The 14,739-nt window shown below is 72.6% G+C and carries 17 protein-coding genes; 15 read left to right on the forward strand and 2 right to left on the reverse strand.

What is annotated here, in order from left to right:
* Nucleotides 1-10 precede the first annotated feature (10 nt).
* Nucleotides 11-517, reverse strand: coding sequence for a SigE family RNA polymerase sigma factor (locus E4U92_RS04165; RefSeq protein WP_137298865.1), 507 nt, complete (start codon nt 515-517; stop codon nt 11-13).
* A gap of 136 nt (nt 518-653) precedes the next feature.
* Here E4U92_RS04165 and E4U92_RS04170 point away from each other — a divergent pair, with 136 nt between their 5' ends.
* On the forward strand, nt 654-1,109 hold the full coding sequence (locus tag E4U92_RS04170; protein ID WP_137298866.1) for a hypothetical protein: 456 nt from the start codon (nt 654-656) through the stop codon (nt 1,107-1,109).
* A 97-nt stretch (nt 1,110-1,206) separates the two neighbouring features.
* Here the strand turns inward: E4U92_RS04170 and E4U92_RS04175 are convergent, their stop codons facing one another.
* Nucleotides 1,207-2,907: a chitinase gene (locus tag E4U92_RS04175; protein WP_137298867.1), complete on the reverse strand. Its 1,701-nt coding sequence runs from the start codon at nt 2,905-2,907 to the stop codon at nt 1,207-1,209.
* 289 nt (nt 2,908-3,196) lie between these two features.
* Here E4U92_RS04175 and E4U92_RS04180 point away from each other — a divergent pair, with 289 nt between their 5' ends.
* From E4U92_RS04180 to E4U92_RS04245, 14 genes are all read left to right on the forward strand, one after another.
* Nucleotides 3,197-4,108: a hypothetical protein gene (locus E4U92_RS04180; protein ID WP_229863070.1), complete on the forward strand. Its 912-nt coding sequence runs from the start codon at nt 3,197-3,199 to the stop codon at nt 4,106-4,108.
* Between the two features lie 56 nt (nt 4,109-4,164).
* Nucleotides 4,165-4,872: a Flp pilus assembly protein CpaB gene (gene cpaB, locus E4U92_RS04185; protein ID WP_137298868.1), complete on the forward strand. Its 708-nt coding sequence runs from the start codon at nt 4,165-4,167 to the stop codon at nt 4,870-4,872.
* A 9-nt stretch (nt 4,873-4,881) separates the two neighbouring features.
* Nucleotides 4,882-6,135 (forward strand): CpaE/TadZ family protein, encoded by a 1,254-nt coding sequence (locus E4U92_RS04190; RefSeq protein WP_137298869.1) that lies wholly within the window; start codon nt 4,882-4,884, stop codon nt 6,133-6,135.
* Nucleotides 6,136-6,138: 3 nt separating this feature from the next.
* Nucleotides 6,139-6,531: a TadE family protein gene (locus tag E4U92_RS04195; protein ID WP_137298870.1), complete on the forward strand. Its 393-nt coding sequence runs from the start codon at nt 6,139-6,141 to the stop codon at nt 6,529-6,531.
* 1 nt (nt 6,532) lies between these two features.
* Entirely contained in the window at nt 6,533-6,886 is a 354-nt protein-coding gene (locus E4U92_RS04200; protein WP_137298871.1) for a TadE/TadG family type IV pilus assembly protein, read from the forward strand.
* Between the two features lie 90 nt (nt 6,887-6,976).
* Nucleotides 6,977-8,314 carry a TadA family conjugal transfer-associated ATPase gene (locus E4U92_RS04205; protein WP_137298872.1) on the forward strand — a complete coding sequence of 446 codons (1,338 nt, stop codon included), beginning with the start codon at nt 6,977-6,979 and terminating at the stop codon, nt 8,312-8,314.
* Nucleotides 8,315-8,341: 27 nt separating this feature from the next.
* The gene (locus tag E4U92_RS04210; protein ID WP_137298873.1) at nt 8,342-9,286 is read left to right on the forward strand and encodes a type II secretion system F family protein; all 945 of its coding nucleotides are present in this window, start codon (nt 8,342-8,344) and stop codon (nt 9,284-9,286) included.
* 13 nt (nt 9,287-9,299) lie between these two features.
* Nucleotides 9,300-10,187 carry a DUF5936 domain-containing protein gene (locus E4U92_RS04215; RefSeq protein WP_137298874.1) on the forward strand — a complete coding sequence of 296 codons (888 nt, stop codon included), beginning with the start codon at nt 9,300-9,302 and terminating at the stop codon, nt 10,185-10,187.
* 191 nt (nt 10,188-10,378) lie between these two features.
* Nucleotides 10,379-11,596, forward strand: a complete 1,218-nt coding sequence (locus E4U92_RS04220) for a sensor histidine kinase (protein ID WP_373311647.1) — start codon at nt 10,379-10,381, stop codon at nt 11,594-11,596.
* Nucleotides 11,593-12,360 carry a response regulator gene (locus E4U92_RS04225; RefSeq protein ID WP_137298875.1) on the forward strand — a complete coding sequence of 256 codons (768 nt, stop codon included), beginning with the start codon at nt 11,593-11,595 and terminating at the stop codon, nt 12,358-12,360. The genes E4U92_RS04220 and E4U92_RS04225 overlap by 4 nt, the downstream gene beginning before the upstream one ends.
* 120 nt (nt 12,361-12,480) lie before the next feature.
* Nucleotides 12,481-12,711, forward strand: a complete 231-nt coding sequence (locus tag E4U92_RS04230) for a Flp family type IVb pilin (RefSeq protein ID WP_137298876.1) — start codon at nt 12,481-12,483, stop codon at nt 12,709-12,711.
* Entirely contained in the window at nt 12,708-13,391 is a 684-nt protein-coding gene (locus tag E4U92_RS04235; RefSeq protein ID WP_137298932.1) for a pilus assembly protein TadG-related protein, read from the forward strand. The genes E4U92_RS04230 and E4U92_RS04235 overlap by 4 nt, the downstream gene beginning before the upstream one ends.
* Before the next feature lie 34 nt (nt 13,392-13,425).
* Nucleotides 13,426-14,010: a hypothetical protein gene (locus tag E4U92_RS04240; RefSeq protein WP_137298933.1), complete on the forward strand. Its 585-nt coding sequence runs from the start codon at nt 13,426-13,428 to the stop codon at nt 14,008-14,010.
* 7 nt (nt 14,011-14,017) lie between these two features.
* On the forward strand, nt 14,018-14,662 hold the full coding sequence (locus E4U92_RS04245) for an OmpA family protein (RefSeq protein ID WP_137298877.1): 645 nt from the start codon (nt 14,018-14,020) through the stop codon (nt 14,660-14,662).
* Nucleotides 14,663-14,739 lie beyond the last annotated feature (77 nt).

The raw sequence follows: 14,739 nt of genomic DNA on the forward strand, positions 1-14,739 counted from the left end.
GTGCGCCCGGTCAGGGGCGGGCGTACTCGCCGACGTCCTCCCCGAGGAGGTCGCGCAGGCGGGCGAGCGCCCGCACGCACCGCGTGCGCACCGCCGCCGGGCTGGTGTTCATCGCGTCGGCCGTCTCCTGGATCGAGCGGTCCTCCCAGTAGCGCAGGACGACCACGGCCCGGTCCTTGGCGGGCAGCCGCCCGAGCGCGTCCAGGAGGGTGACGCGCAGGGTGGCGTCGCCGCTCGCGGCGGCCACGTCGGGCAGCGTGGCGGTGACCCGCTCGGTGCTGCTGCGGCGCCGGTGGTGGGCGAGGAACGCCCGGGCGAGCACGGTCTGCGCGTACCCGGCGGGGTTCCCGACGCGGGCGACGCGCCGCCAGCTGACGTAGATGCGGCCCAGGGTCTCCTGCACGAGGTCCTCGGCGAGATGGGTGTCCCCGGCGGTGAGCAGGCAGGCCGAGCGGTACAGGTGTCCGGCCCTCGCGGCCGCGAACTCGGCGTACTCGTCCGCGCGGGCCTGTCTCATGTACGTCCCCCTGCTCACTGTGCGCCGGCTGTCGGTCGACGTCCTCACTCCACTGATGCGGTGGGCCGGGGAGAATGTTTCACGCCCCGGGGCATCACGTCCCGCGGCGACGACGGACGAGCCCCGAGGACGCCGGATGACGCAGCAGCCACCACCCCCACCGCCTGTCTCCGGCACCCCTCCGGCGGGCTTCGGCCCGCCCCCGCCGTCGTACGGGCCGCCCCCGCCCGGGCCGTTCCCCGCCGCGCCCCCGTACGGCGCCGCCCCGCCGCCCCCGGCGTACGCCCCCGGCCCGCCGCAACCGGCGTACGGACCGCCCGAGTTCGTCGCCGTGGACCGGAACAACGCGGTCGTGGTCGACGCCGACGGGGTGACCCTGGACCTGTCCGGCGTCCAGGCCGACTTCCCCTGGCCGGAGATCCGCAGCGTCCACTACCGGGCGAGCCCGAACGGCAAGGCGCTGATGTTCGGCGTGGTCCACCTGGACGGCCACTTCTACGAGAGCGTGGTGCAGGCCCGCCCCAGGGCCCGGCTGGGCGAGTGGTTCGCCCGGCTCGGCTGGGTGCTCTCCCACTACCGGCCGGCGGGCTGAGCCCGGCCCCCCTCCGCCGCGGACGACGCACGGCCGCGGTGCCACCCCCGGGACGGGGCGGCACCGCGGCCGGCTTCGGGAAGCGGGAGGTCCGCCGTTACGGCAGTGCGTGCACGTGCGGGCCCACCGCGTTGGACCAGGCGTTGCCCGCCGCCGCGTCCCAGTTGGTCGACCAGGTCATCGCGCCGCGCAGGTCGGGGTACGTCCGGGACGGCTTGAAGGAGCCGCAGTTGGTGAGCTTGGTCAGGCAGTCCAGGGCGTTGTTGACGACCGTGGGGGAGACGTAGCCGCTGCCCGCGCCGCGGGTCGAGGCGGGCAGGCCGAGGCCGACCTGCGACGGGGCGAGGCCGCCCTCGAGCTGGATGCAGGCGAGCGCGGTGAGGAAGTCCACCGTGCCCTGGCTGTAGACCTTCCCGTCACAGCCGAGCATCGAACCGCTGTTGTAGTACTGCATGTTGACGACCGTGAGGATGTCCTTGATGTTCAGGGCCGTCTGGAAGTAGCCGGCCGACGTCGACTGCATGTCGATCGTCTGCGGCGCCATGGTGATGATCAGCGAGGGGCCCGCCTTCGCCGCCAGGGAGCGCAGCGCCTGCGTCATGTAGGTCGGGTTGATGCCGTTCTCCAGGTCGATGTCGACGCCGTCGAAGCCGTACGTCTGCATCACGGAGTAGACCGAGTTGGCGAAGTTCGCCGCGGACGTCGGGTCGCTGACGGACACCGTGCCGTTCTGCCCGCCGACCGAGACGATCACCTTCTTGCCGGCCGCCTGCTTGGCCTTGATGTCCGCCTTGAACTGGTCGGCGGTATAGCCGCCCAGCCCGGCCGAGTCGAGCGTGAAGCTCACCGCGCCCGGCGTGGTCGTCGCGTCGGCGAAGGCCACCGCGATGATGTCGTACTGGGCGGGCACGTCCGAGATCTTCTGGACCGTGGCCCCGTTGTTGAAGTTCTGCCAGTAGCCGGTCACCGCGTGCTTGGGGAGCGTGCCGCCGCCCCCGGGGTTCCCGGACGACGTCGTCGTGCCGGTGACGGCCGCCGACTTGGCCGACTCACCGGCCGCGTTGGTCGCCGTGACCTGGAAGGAGTAGGCCGTGGACGCGGCGAGCCCGGTCACCGTGGCCGACGTGCCGCTCACCGCGGTCACCTTGGTGCCGTTGCGGTACACGTTGTAGCCGGTCGCGCCCGACACCGCGTTCCACGCCAGCGACACCGACGAGGACGTCGTCCCCGAGACCGCCAGCCCGCCCGGCGCGGCCGGCACCGTCGGGGCCGGGTCGCCGCCCCCGCCGCCGTCGGGGCCGTAGACCGAGACGTCGTCGGCCAGGTAGGCGGCCTGCCCGTACCAGCCGTGCAGGTAGACGCTGACCGAGCTGGTGCTCGCGCCCGTGGTGAAGGTGGTCGTGAGCTGCTTCCAGGACGAGGAGTCGGGGGTCCAGGTCGACACGTCCGTGGTGCCGGTGCCGGTCGCGCCCAGGTAGGCGTAGCCGCCCTGGACCCAGGCGCTCAGCGTGTACGTCGAGTTGGGCGTGACCGCGACCGTCTGGGAGCAGCGGGCGTTGTCCTGCCCGCCCGGGGTGGCCTTGAGCGCGGCGGTGCCGGCGTGCACCGGGGAGGAGACGGTCGTCCCGCTGTTCGCGGAACACGTCCAGCCGGACAGGCCGGACTCGAAGCCGGCGTTCTTGGCGTTGTTGACGTCGGCGGCGGAGGCCTGGCCGACGGCCGTGAGGGACAGGGCGAGCGCGGCCGTGACCGCTCCCGACCACAAGCGCGTGCGTCGGCGTCTGCGTACGGGGTCCACTGGGGCCTCCGGGAGGGGGAGTGGGGAGCGCGAGGGGCGGTGGCCACCGCTGGACGTACAAGTTGGTCCAGACCAATTCCCTTGTCAAGGGGTCGCGTTGCGGAACGCCGGTGCGCACCTTGCGCTGTTTTGCAGCGAGTTGTGCGCGAAGAGATGCTGTTCAGTCACCGAAAGTTGTTCTCCGGCCACAGGGGCGTGGTTACAGTGCTGAGGTAGTCACGCAATGAAGTCACCCCGGTGCACCGGAGTCCCCCCGGTGGACCGGACCGCGGGAATCGGGGAGCTGCGCGTGCCAACTGCCATTGCCGTGACCGGAGCCGACCTCGCGCTGCCGCCGCAGGACGAGCGCACCCTGCCCGCGACGGTCCTCGCCGACCTCGACCGCCGGCCGCTCGAGGAGTCCGTGGCCGCCTTCCAGGCCCTCCTCGACACCCACGGACACGTCGTCGTGGTCCACTCCTCCGCCGTGCCGCCCGCCGTCGAACAGCGCCTGCACACCGTGCGCTCCCTCCTGGAGAGCGACCGCATCGCCCTGTTCCGCCCCGACCTGCCGCCGCTCGCCGTGGCCGTCCTCGCCCGCCAGTTACGCCAGCTCGCCTCCTGCGACCTAGGCCCCGGCGTCCTCGCCTCCGCCGCCCGGCTGCTCACCCACTACCTGCACGCCGGCGCACTGCTCGGCTCCGTCGCCCGCCTCGACCGGGTCCCGGTCACCCTCACCTCGCACGCCCGCTCCTGGGTCCCCGGCAGCCAGTTCGCCGTCCTCGCCCACCCGCAGCCCCAGCTCGTCCGGGCCGCCCCCGGAGTCACCCTGCCCGGCCCGGAGTTCGGCACCTGGATGCTCGTCGGCCGCGGCCAGCTGCCCGCCGACTGGGTCACCGGCACCCTCGTCCCCTCTTGGCGCGCCCAGGGTCTGCGCGAGACCGAGGCGCCCGCCGAGTCCGCCCGCTGGTGGGGCACGCCCCGGCTCGTCGAGTTCTGCGCCTACCTGGCCGACCTGTCCGTGCTGTACCAACTGGTCACCTCGGTGCGGCAGATCACCTGCCACTGGTGCGGGATGGACGTCATCGGCGACCGCTGCGTCTTCTGCTCCGCCACCCCGCCGCCCCCCGACGGGACCGCCCCGCCCGCACACCCCGCGGGCCCCGCCCGAGCCGTCCCACCCGCACGACCCGTCCGCGAACTGACCGCGGGCGGCGGCTGAACCCCGCGAGACGTCCCCCGGCCACGCTCCCACCCCCCAACGAGGTTGCACGGTCCATGAACTCCCGTCAGCGCCGCGGCGTGATCCTCCTGCTCCTGTCGGTGTTGTGCGCCCTGGGCGCGTTCGCCGGCGTCCTGTCCGTCGTGGACGACGCGCAGTCCAAGGTCGGACCCGAGGTCACGGCGTACCGGGTCAAGTCCGACGTGGCGCCCTACACCGCGCTGCGCGCGGGCCAGTTCGAGAAGATAGCGATGCCCGAGCGCTGGCTCTCGCGCAACGCCGTCACCGACCTCGACCGCATCCGCGGCAAGATCGCCGTGACCACCCTGCGCAGGGGCTCCCTGCTGCAGAGCGACATGATCGTGGACCAGCCGGCCCTGCGGCCCGGGCAGCAGGAGGTCGCCATCATGATCGACGCCGCGACCGGGGTGGCCGGCAAGATCACCCCCGGCTCGACCGTCAACGTCTACGCCACCTTCGAGGGCGCCAAGGACACCGACCCCGACGTCTCCAAGATCATCGTCACCGGCGCCCGGGTCCTGGACGTCGGCGAGATCAAGGCGCTCGAACCCGACGCGGGCGACCGCGACCGCGAGCCCACCGACGCCGTGCCCATCACCTTCGCGCTGTCCACCCTCGACGCCCAGCGCATCACGTACGCCGAGTCCTTCGCCAAGCGGGTGCGCCTCGCGCTGGTCGCCCCGGGCACCGGCACCACGGTCCCCGAGCAGGACCGCACGTACCAGCTCGCCAAGGACAAGTGAGAGGCCGCCATGCCCACGAGGATCCTCCCGGCCGTCGGCGACGCGGACGCGGTCCGTTCCCTCATCACCCTGCTCAGCCAGCTCCCCGACGCCGAACCGCTGCCCCCGGTCGGCGACTCCACCCAGCTCGTCGACACCCTCGCCCGGCTGGCCGCCGAGTCCGTCGACGAACTCCCCGAGGTCGTGATCGTCCACGAGCGCATCGGCCCGGTCCCCGCCCTGGAGCTGGTCCGCGAGGTCGCCCTGCGCTTCCCGGCCGTCGGCGTCATCCTCGTCACCACCGACGCGAGCCCCGGCCTGTTCTCCGCCGCCATGGACTCCGGCGCCCGCGGCCTGGTCACCCTCCCCCTCGGCTACGAGGAACTCGCCCACCGGGTCCAGGCGGTGGCGCAGTGGTCGGTCGGCGTACGGCGCCACCTGGGCCACGGGGGCGACGTGTTCACCGGCGCGGGCGGCACGGTGGTCACCGTGTGCGGCGCCAAGGGGGGCGTCGGCACCACCCTGACCGCCGTCCAGCTCGCCCTGGCCGCCCAGGCGTCGGGCCGGCCCACCGCGCTCGTCGACATGGACCTGCAGACCGGCGACGTCGCCTCCTACCTCGACGTCCAGTTCCGCCGCTCGGTCGTCGACCTCGCCGCCATCAGCGACATCTCCCCGCGCGTCCTCGCCGACGCCGTCTTCCGCCACGACACCGGCGTCGCCCTGCTCCTCGCCCCCGGTGAGGGCGAGCGCGGCGAGGAGGTCACCGACCGCGCCGCCCGCCACATCATCGGCGCCCTGCGCTCCCGATACGAGGTCGTCGTCGTCGACTGCGGCGCCCAGCTCGGCGGGGCCGGCGCCGCCGCCGTCGAGATGGCCGACACCGCGCTGCTGGTCACCACCCCCGACGTGGTCGCCGTGCGCGGCGCCAAGCGCGCCGTCCGCATGTGGGACCGCCTGCAGATCCGCAAGGCCGAGGAGACGACCCTCGTCGTCAACCGGCACAGCCGCGGCACCGAGATCCAGCCCGCGCTCATCCAGAAGATCACCGGCACCGCGCTCGCCGCGACCACGGTCCCCGCCCACTTCAAGGAACTCCAGGCCGCCGTCGACGCCGGCCGGGTCCACGCCCTCGACCCCAAGGGCACCGTACGGCAGGCCCTGTGGGCCCTCGCCGGCGAACTGGGCCTGGTCAAGGCGCCGGAGACGGCCGTGGTGCGCCGGGGGACGCGGGCCCGGGGCGGCGACCGGGGCGCGGTGGGCTTCCGACGGCGGAGGGAGTGAGCCATGCGACCCGACCGCGCCCGTGGGCGCACCGACCGGGGCCAGGTCACCGTCGAGTTCCTCGGCATGACCCCGCTGATCATCGTCACGCTGGTGGTGCTGTGGCAGTGCGTGCTCGTGGGGTACACCTTCACCCTCGCGGGGAATGCTGCCGACGAGGCCGTACGGCACGGGACGGCCGCGCACCGGGGGGAGCGGCAGGCCGTGTGCGAACGGTTCGGCAAGGACAAGCTCTCCGGGGCGTGGGCGTCCGGCGCGGAGGTCTCCTGCGCGACGTCCGCGGACTACGTCACGGCGGACGTCTCCCTGAAGGTCCCCGTCCTCTTCCCCGGCGCGGTGGACTTCCCCTTCACGGTGCACGGCCACGCGGGGGCCGTGGAGGAGGAGGACCACTGACATGCCGTACCGCCGCCGACGCGACGACCGTGGCCAGGTGGCCCTGGAGTACCTCGGGTTCCTGCCGATCCTGCTCCTGGTGGCCCTGGCCGCCGTCCAGCTCGGCCTCATCGCCTACGCCGCCCAGCAGGCCGGCACCGCGGCGCGGGCCGGCGCGCGCGGGGCGGCCCTGGACCGGGACGCGGGCGCGGCCTGCCGGGGCGCGGTGAGCAGCCGGTGGACGGTCGGCTGCAGCACCGCCGACCTGGGCGACGAGGTGCGCGTGACCTCGTCCGTGACCATCCCGTCCGTGATCCCCGGCATCGGGGACTTCGGACAGGCCCACAAGACGGCGACCATGCCGGTCGACCACTGAGGCGGGACGTGCCCCTGTGACGGTGACCCCGACGGTGACAGAGACGGCGACGGCGACGGCGACGGCGACGACGAGGAAGGCGGTGAACCGATGAGCCTGCGGGCACGCATCACCTCCCCGGAGGAGAACACCGGCCGGAGGGAGGACGGCCACCTGGTCGCCACGTACCGGGCCAAGCTGCTGGAGGAGATCGACCTCGCCGAGATGAGCGCGCTGACCGCGGCCGACCGCCGGGCCCGCCTCGAACGCGTCCTCGGCCACATCATCAGCCGCGAGGGCCCGGTCCTGTCGACGGTGGAGCGCTCCCAGCTCATCCGCCGGGTCGTCGACGAGGCCCTCGGCCTCGGCATCCTCGAACCGCTCCTGGAGGACGCGTCGATCACCGAGATCATGGTGAACGGACCCGACGCGATCTTCGTCGAACGCGCGGGCCGCGTCGAGCAGTTGCCGCTGCGGTTCGCCTCCGTGGACCAGCTCATGCAGACCATCGAGCGGATCGTCTCCACGGTCAACCGCCGCGTCGACGAGTCCAACCCGATGGTGGACGCCCGCCTCCCCTCCGGCGAGCGCGTCAACGTCATCATCCCGCCGCTGTCCCTGACCGGCCCCACCCTCACCATCCGCCGCTTCCCGCGCTCCTACACCCTCAACGAACTCATCGGCTTCGGCTCCCTCGACGAACACATGCTGTTCCTGCTGGCCGGCCTGGTGCAGGCGAAGTTCAACGTGATCGTCTCGGGTGCCACCGGCACCGGCAAGACCACCCTGCTCAACGCCCTGTCCGGGCTGATCCCCGAGGGCGAGCGCATCATCACCATCGAGGACTCCGCCGAACTCCAGCTCCAGCAGCCGCACGTCATCCGCCTGGAGTCCCGCCCCCCGAACGTGGAGGGCAAGGGCCGCATCACCATCCGCGACCTGGTCCGCAACTCGCTGCGGATGCGCCCCGACCGCATCGTCGTCGGCGAGGTCCGCGGCGGCGAGTCCCTCGACATGCTCCAGGCGATGTCGACCGGCCACGACGGCTCGCTGGCCACCGTCCACGCCAACAGCGCGGAGGACGCCCTGACCCGGCTGCAGACCCTCGCCTCGATGTCCGACGTGGAGATCCCGTTCGTCGCGCTGCACGACCAGATCAACAGCGCGGTCGACGTCATCATCCAGCTCACCCGCTTCGCGGACGGCGCCCGCCGGGTCACCGAGATCGCCCTCCTCGACAGCCACGGCGGCGAGCCGTACCGGCTGGCCACCATCGCCCGCTTCGAGGCCCGGCCCATGACCCCGGACGGCCGCGTCCACGGCGCCTTCCGCCACTTCCCCCTCCCGCGCCGCACGGCCGACCGCCTCTACATGGCGAGCCAGCCGATCCCGCAGGCGTTCGGGGTGGCGCCGACGGAGAACGCCCTCGCCACCCGAGTGGCCCGGTAGCACGGAGACAGGACGGACACACCACCCATGGACCTCCAGACCCGGATCACCCTCACCATCGGAGTGACCCTCCTGGCCTGCACCCTGGCCGTCGTCGGCGTCCACTCCTACGCCGCCGGCCGGGCCCGGCGCGCCGCCCTGGTGGAGCGCCTGTCGTACACCGGCAGCCTCCCCGACGCGGGCCGCGGGCGCCGCTTCCGCTCCCTCGACCGACGGCTGCGCCCCACGCGCCTGGGCCGCACCCTGGAACGCAGGCTGGCGGCGACCGGCCTGGACGTGACGCCGGGCGAGTTCTTCGCCTACGTGCTGGCCGCGGTGGTGGGCCTGTGGCTGGTGGGCCAGGCCACGCTGGCCCCCTTCTTCGGCCCCATCGCCGGGCTGCTCGGCATCTGGGCGGCCTGGCAGTTCCTCGGCTGGCAGCGCCAGAAGCGCATCGAACGCTTCATCAACCAGCTCCCCGAACTCGCCCGCATCCTGGCCAACGCCACCAGCGCCGGCCTCGCGCTGCGCACCGCGATCGGCATGGCGGCGGAGGAGCTGGAAGCCCCCGCGGGCGAGGAACTGGGCAAGGTGGCGGACCAGTTGTCCGTCGGCCACTCCATGGACGACGCCCTCGGCGAACTGGCCGACCGGCTCCCCTCACGCGAACTCGTCGTCCTCGTCACCACGTTGGTCCTGTCCAACCGGGCGGGCGGCCAGGTCGTCGGGGCGCTGCGCAACCTCACCGAGACCCTGGAGGAGCGCAAGGAGACCCGCCGCGAGGTCCGCACCCAGCTCTCCCAGGTCAACATGACGTCGTACGCCGTGCCCGTCCTCGGCGTCGGCTCGTTGTTCCTGATCAACAGCGTCAACGACGGCGCCCTGGACCGCATGACCGGCTCCCCCCTCGGCCAGGCGGCCGTGATCGTCGCCTTCGGCCTGTACGCGGTGGGCTTCCTGCTCATCCGCCGTCTGTCCCGCATCGACGTCTGAGCAGGAGGTGACCGTGGGACTGCTGCTCGCCCTCGTGGCGGCCCTCAGCGTGGGGGGCGTCTTCGCCGGCCTGCGCCTGTACCGGGCGGAGACCGTCCTGCCCCCCGACCTCGCCCTGGCCCTGGAGGTCGGCTCCACCCGCACGACCGCGGTGGGCTCCCTCGTCGACCGCCTCGGCATGCGCTACGCGCCCACGGTGCTGCGCCTGATGGGCCCCAAGCAGGTCGCCCGCTACCGCCGCCGCATCGACCTCGCCGGCAACCCCGGCGGCCTCACCCTCGACCGCTACGCGGCCCGCCGCGCGGTCTACGGCGCCGTGGGCGCCCTGGGCGGCCTGGTCGCCCTCCTGCAGGGCAGCTTCTTCCTCGCCCTGCTCCTGTTCGCCTTCGGCGTGTTCTGGTCCGAGGTCGGCATCTGGTCCGCGATCCGGGTCCGCAAGGACGCCATCGAACGCACCCTGCCCGACTTCCTGGACGTCCTCGCGGTCGTAGTGAGCGCGGGCCTCGGCTTCCGCCAGGCCCTGGACCGGGTCTCCACGCGCTACCAGGGCCCCTGGGCGGACGAGATCCGCATCACCCTGCGCCAGATGGACCTCGGGGTCAGCCGCCGCGAGGCGTTCGAGGAACTGCGCCGCCGCAACGACTCCGAGCAGGTCGCCATGTTCGTCACCGCCCTCCAGCAGGGCGAGGAACTCGGCGCGCCGATCGTCGACACGCTGGTGGCGATCGCCAAGGACATGCGCCGCACGGACGCGCAGAACGCCCGTCGCAAGGCGGCCCGCGCGGTCCCCAAGGCCACGCTGATGATCACCACGTTCATGGTCCCGGCCACCATGCTGCTGCTCGGCGCGGGAATGCTGCTCGGCTCCGGCACCGACTTCAGCACGATCACGGGGAAGTAGGGGGCGGGGAGATGGCGACGACGGGTCTGGCGGGGGTGGGACGTACCGGCGTGAGGCGTGCAGGGCGTGCGGGGCATGCGGGGCGGGGGTGGCGCGGGGGGCGCTTACGGGACCCGGGACGGCCGCGGCGGCGCGGGCACCTGTCGGCGGCCGATGCCCCGGCGACGCTGCCGGCCCCGATCGCCCTGGAGGTGAACGCGCTCCAGGCGATGTGCCGCCAGGTGTTCGGCTTCCGCCTGGCGATGATCGCCGTGGCCGCGCCGGCCGCCCTGCTCAACGCCACCCCCGGCCTCGGCGTACGCCTGGTGGGAGCGGCCGTGGTGGTCACCTTCATGGGCTCCTACGTCCTCTTCCGCGACTGGGAGCGCTTCGGGCCGCTCCTCCTGCGCCACCCGTCGCTGCTGGCCGTGGACACCCTGTTCGGCACCCTCCTGCTGATCTCGGCCGGCCCGGACACCACGCTCGCCTACGTCAGCGTCTGCACGCCGCTGCTCGCGGGCATCGTCTACGGCTGGCGCGGCGCCGCCTGCTTCGCCTCGCTGCAGTCGCTGATCCTGCTCCTGGTCTACGCGACCCTGACGGAGCACCCCGGCACCGGCCCGGCCGAACGGCTGCTGCTCCCCGGCTTCTGCGTCATCACCGGCGCGGTCGGCTCGGCCCTGCGCGGCCTGATGCTGCGCTTCGGAGAGGCCACCCAGGCCCTCACCACGACCCAGGCCCGCCTGGCGGCCGCGGAGGCGACGGACGCCGAACGGGCCCGCCTCGCGCGGGAGATGCACGACTCGGTGGCCAAGACCCTGCACGGCGTCGCCCTGGCGGCCGAGGCGCTGGCCCACACGGCCGGCACCCCGACCGCCGACCCGGACCGCATCCGCCGGCAGGCCGACCTGGTGGCCCGGGCCGCGCGCCGGGCGGCGACGGAGTCCCGGGAACTGCTGACGGACCTGCGCGCGGAGGCCCCGTACGCGGAGCACAGGAACGTCCTGGAGGAACTGAGAACGCTCGCGGCCGACTTCAGCCGCCGCACGGGCCTCACGACGACGTACCGCGCGACGGGCGGCCGTACGCAGGTCCGGGTCCCCGCCCCCGTGGCACGCCACCTCCTCACGATCACCGGCGAGGCGATGGAGAACGCGCATCGCCACGCGTCGGCGACCCGGGTGGACGTACGGGCCGACGTGGTGGACGACGACCACCTGCACGTCACCGTACGGGACGACGGACGGGGCCTGCCGCCCGACGCCACGCTCGAAGAGCTGCGCCGGGCGGGCCACTTCGGCCTGCTCGGCATGGCGGAACGGGCGGCGGCGGTGGGCGCCCGCCTGCACGTGGGCCGGGCGGAGGACCCCGGCGGCACGGAGGTACGCCTGGACCTGCCGCTGCCGGCGGAGGGGAAGGCGGGCCGATGATGCGCCGACAGACCGATCGGCCCGTGCTGCGGGTGGTGGTGGCCGACGACAACCCGGTGGTGAGGGCGGGCCTGACCGCGCTGCTGGACGGACGCGAGGAGGTCAGGGTGGTCGCCGAGGCGTCCGACGGCCGCGAGGCACAGGACATGACCCGGCGCCACCGCCCCGACCTGGTCCTGCTGGACGTCCGCATGCCGGGCGTGGACGGCCTGACGGCCCTGCCGGACCTGGTGCCGCTCGCCCCGGTGCTGATGCTGACGTACAGCGGCGAGTCGGAGGTCGTGCGCGAGGCGCTGCGGCGGGGGGCGGGCGGCTACCTGGTGCACGGCGAGTTCACGGCGGACCAGTTGGTGACGGCGGTACGCGACGTGGTGGCGGGCCGGGCGCACCTGACGCCGACGGCGGCGACAGCGGTGGTGGGGGAGTTGCGGGGGCAACCGCGAGGAAGTGCAGAAGCACACGCCAAAAGATCGACCGACCCGAACACTCCCGGCAATTTCCCCGAACGGCTTTCGCAAGTGCAATCCCCTGTGGGACAGTTGAGGTCCCCACTCAGCGCGAGGGAGGCGGAGATCATGGACCTCATCGCAACGGGCCTGAACAACCACCAGATCGCCGCCGCGTGCTTCATCAGCGAGAAGACGGTCAAGAACCACATCAACCGCATCTTCGCCAAGCTGCACTGCGCGACCCGCACCGAGGCGACGGCCAAGTGGCTGGGCACGGCCCCGCATCCGACGCCGCCGAGCCGAGAGGTGGGCTGAGGGGGATGCGACGCTCAAGGACGGCCCTTTGGGCCCGGAAGTGGGCCCAGGGACCCTCGGCGGACCCGACACGACGGCCGTACGGTCCCCCTGCCCACGCCACTCACGGAGGGGACCCCCATGAGCGATCTGCTGCTGAAGACGGCCGTTGCGGCCAAGGTACGGGTGAACGGCTGGAAGAACACGACGGCAAGGACCACCCGCCGCCGCGGCGACAAGGGGCAGACGGCGGTGGAGTACCTGGGCATCATCGCGGTGGTGGTGGCGATCGTGGTGCTGATCGCGAACACGAACCTGGGCGCGACCATCGTGAACAAGCTGACCGCTCAGATCGCCAAGGTGGCTCCCTGACGCGACGGCGTCGGCACGGTGACGCGGGGCAGGCCTTCCCCATCTACCTGACGGTGGTGGGGGGCCTGCTCTTTCTCGCGTTCGCGTACTTCGCGGTCGGCCAGGCGGCGGTCAATCGCAACGGCGCCCAGACGGCCGCGGACGCGGCGGCACTGGCGGCGGCGCAGGAGACCAGGGACCAGTTGGCGGACCAGTGGGTGCTGGACGTCCTCGACCCGGGCAAGTGGGACGCGATCTTCCAGGGTGCCGGGGCGACGGACTCGTGCTGGCGCGCGAGCCAACTCGCGGCGATGAACGACGCAGGAGAGGTCCAGTGTTCCCCTGATGGCCCCCTGGGCTACACGGTCACCGTCCGGGCGAACAAGTCGGCGGGGGACTCGGTCATCCCGGCGACGAGCACCAGGAGAGCGCATGCCTCGGCTCGAGCGGTGATCGAGCCGCTGTGCACCTTCGAACGTCCGACCCCGACGCCGACGCCGGAGCCCTCCGGGGAACCGACGGGGCAGCCGACCGGGGAGCCGACGGACCCCGGCGGTACGGACGATCCAGGGGACGCCGAACACCCCACGCTGCCGACGCTCACTTGCGACGACGACATCCACTGGAAACTGGACCCGGACCACCTCACCGACCTACCGGGGCCCGAGGACCTCTTCGATGTCCACCTGGCAGACCACTGACGCGCGAATGACGAGTGGAGAAGGAAGCGGAGCGATGAGTGTGCGGTTCACGGGCAGAACAACCCGTAGGGCGTTGGTCGTACTGACAGTCGTGGTCGGCCTGGGGCTCAGTGCCACGGCCTGCGGTGGTGGCGGCGGCGACGACAAGAAGCCCGAGAGTTCGTCCTCCGCCTCCCGGACCAGTGGTTCGCAGCCCGGTCCGCAAGAGGGCACGTCCGAGGAGCCGTTGGCCGAGATGAAGGGACCGAACGGCCTCCTCCTCCAGATCACCTCCGCCCAGCGGGATTCCGGCGGCTTCGTGACGGTGAACGGCGTGCTGAAGAACGACAGCGGACAGGTGGCGGTCATTCCCCTGGAGCTGAGCGGCAACGAGACCGAGATCATGAACAACGGCCGGTCCCTCGGCGGAGCCACCCTCGTCGACTCCCAGAGCAAGAAGCGTTACTACGTCCTGCGCGACACGGAGGGCCGGCCGCTCACGACGACGGGGTTCTCGACGCTGAAGGCGGGGGAATCGATCGACGTGTTCCTGCAGTTCCCGTCGCCGCCCACCACCAGCTCGGACGTCACCTTCCAACTGCCGCTGTTCCCCAGCGCGGTCATCAAGATTTCTGGGTGAGGCCAGGATGACGCGCACCCGGACGACGACACCGACCCGCCTGACCCTGGCCACGTCGGCGGCCCTGATCCTGGCGGCAGCCAACCTCCTGGGCGGTACGCCGGCGCACGCCGACGACTCCCCGAGCGTCCCGCCGGGCACGGAGCCGACGGCCACGGCGCCCGTCCAGGTGGACCCCAACGACCCGGATCTGAAGCTCCCGGAGGGTGCGACCCTGGCGGAGCCGAAGGTGCTGGACATCAAGCAGGTGGTGGAGGACGAGTCGGGAGACGAACGCCGCGAGGACACCAACGCGGACGTGACGTTCGCACTGCAGGCGGAGGTCCTGTTCGGCAAGGACAGCGCGAAGCTGGGCGCGGAGGCGCAGGCCCGTATCGCGCGCATAGCGGAGGAGATCAAGAAGCAGAACGCGACCCGGATCCGCGTCTTCGGCTTCACCGACAACCTGGGCTCGTCGGCCCACGGTGACGTCCTCTCCAAACAGCGCGCGAACGCGGTCCAGACGGCCCTGGCCGGCGACCTCAACAACCCGAACGTGGTGTTCGAGGTCCGCGGCTACGGCGAGCAGTACCCGATCGCCGACAACAGCACGGAAGAGGGCCGCAAGAAGAACCGCCGAGTGGAGGTGACGTTCCCCAGGGAGACGGGCTGACGGGGGCGATGGAGGCCCGCCGCGTAGCAATCGCCTACTTGGCCAGCTCGGTCGGCACCTCCCCGTTCGCCGTAGGT

Source organism: Streptomyces galbus, from assembly GCF_005280195.1.
Lineage (GTDB): Bacteria > Actinomycetota > Actinomycetes > Streptomycetales > Streptomycetaceae > Streptomyces > Streptomyces galbus.

Coding starts and splice junctions, on each gene's coding strand:
- cpaB (WP_137298868.1), top strand. CDS start 4,165: ATGAACTCCCGTCAGCGCCGCGGCGTGATCCTCCTGCTCCTGTCGGTG.
- E4U92_RS04210 (WP_137298873.1), top strand. CDS start 8,342: ATGGACCTCCAGACCCGGATCACCCTCACCATCGGAGTGACCCTCCTG.
- E4U92_RS04230 (WP_137298876.1), top strand. CDS start 12,481: ATGAGCGATCTGCTGCTGAAGACGGCCGTTGCGGCCAAGGTACGGGTG.
- E4U92_RS04170 (WP_137298866.1), top strand. CDS start 654: ATGACGCAGCAGCCACCACCCCCACCGCCTGTCTCCGGCACCCCTCCG.
- E4U92_RS04165 (WP_137298865.1), bottom strand. CDS start 517: ATGAGACAGGCCCGCGCGGACGAGTACGCCGAGTTCGCGGCCGCGAGG.
- E4U92_RS04240 (WP_137298933.1), top strand. CDS start 13,426: ATGAGTGTGCGGTTCACGGGCAGAACAACCCGTAGGGCGTTGGTCGTA.
- E4U92_RS04200 (WP_137298871.1), top strand. CDS start 6,533: ATGCCGTACCGCCGCCGACGCGACGACCGTGGCCAGGTGGCCCTGGAG.
- E4U92_RS04205 (WP_137298872.1), top strand. CDS start 6,977: ATGAGCCTGCGGGCACGCATCACCTCCCCGGAGGAGAACACCGGCCGG.
- E4U92_RS04195 (WP_137298870.1), top strand. CDS start 6,139: ATGCGACCCGACCGCGCCCGTGGGCGCACCGACCGGGGCCAGGTCACC.
- E4U92_RS04190 (WP_137298869.1), top strand. CDS start 4,882: ATGCCCACGAGGATCCTCCCGGCCGTCGGCGACGCGGACGCGGTCCGT.
- E4U92_RS04245 (WP_137298877.1), top strand. CDS start 14,018: ATGACGCGCACCCGGACGACGACACCGACCCGCCTGACCCTGGCCACG.
- E4U92_RS04225 (WP_137298875.1), top strand. CDS start 11,593: ATGATGCGCCGACAGACCGATCGGCCCGTGCTGCGGGTGGTGGTGGCC.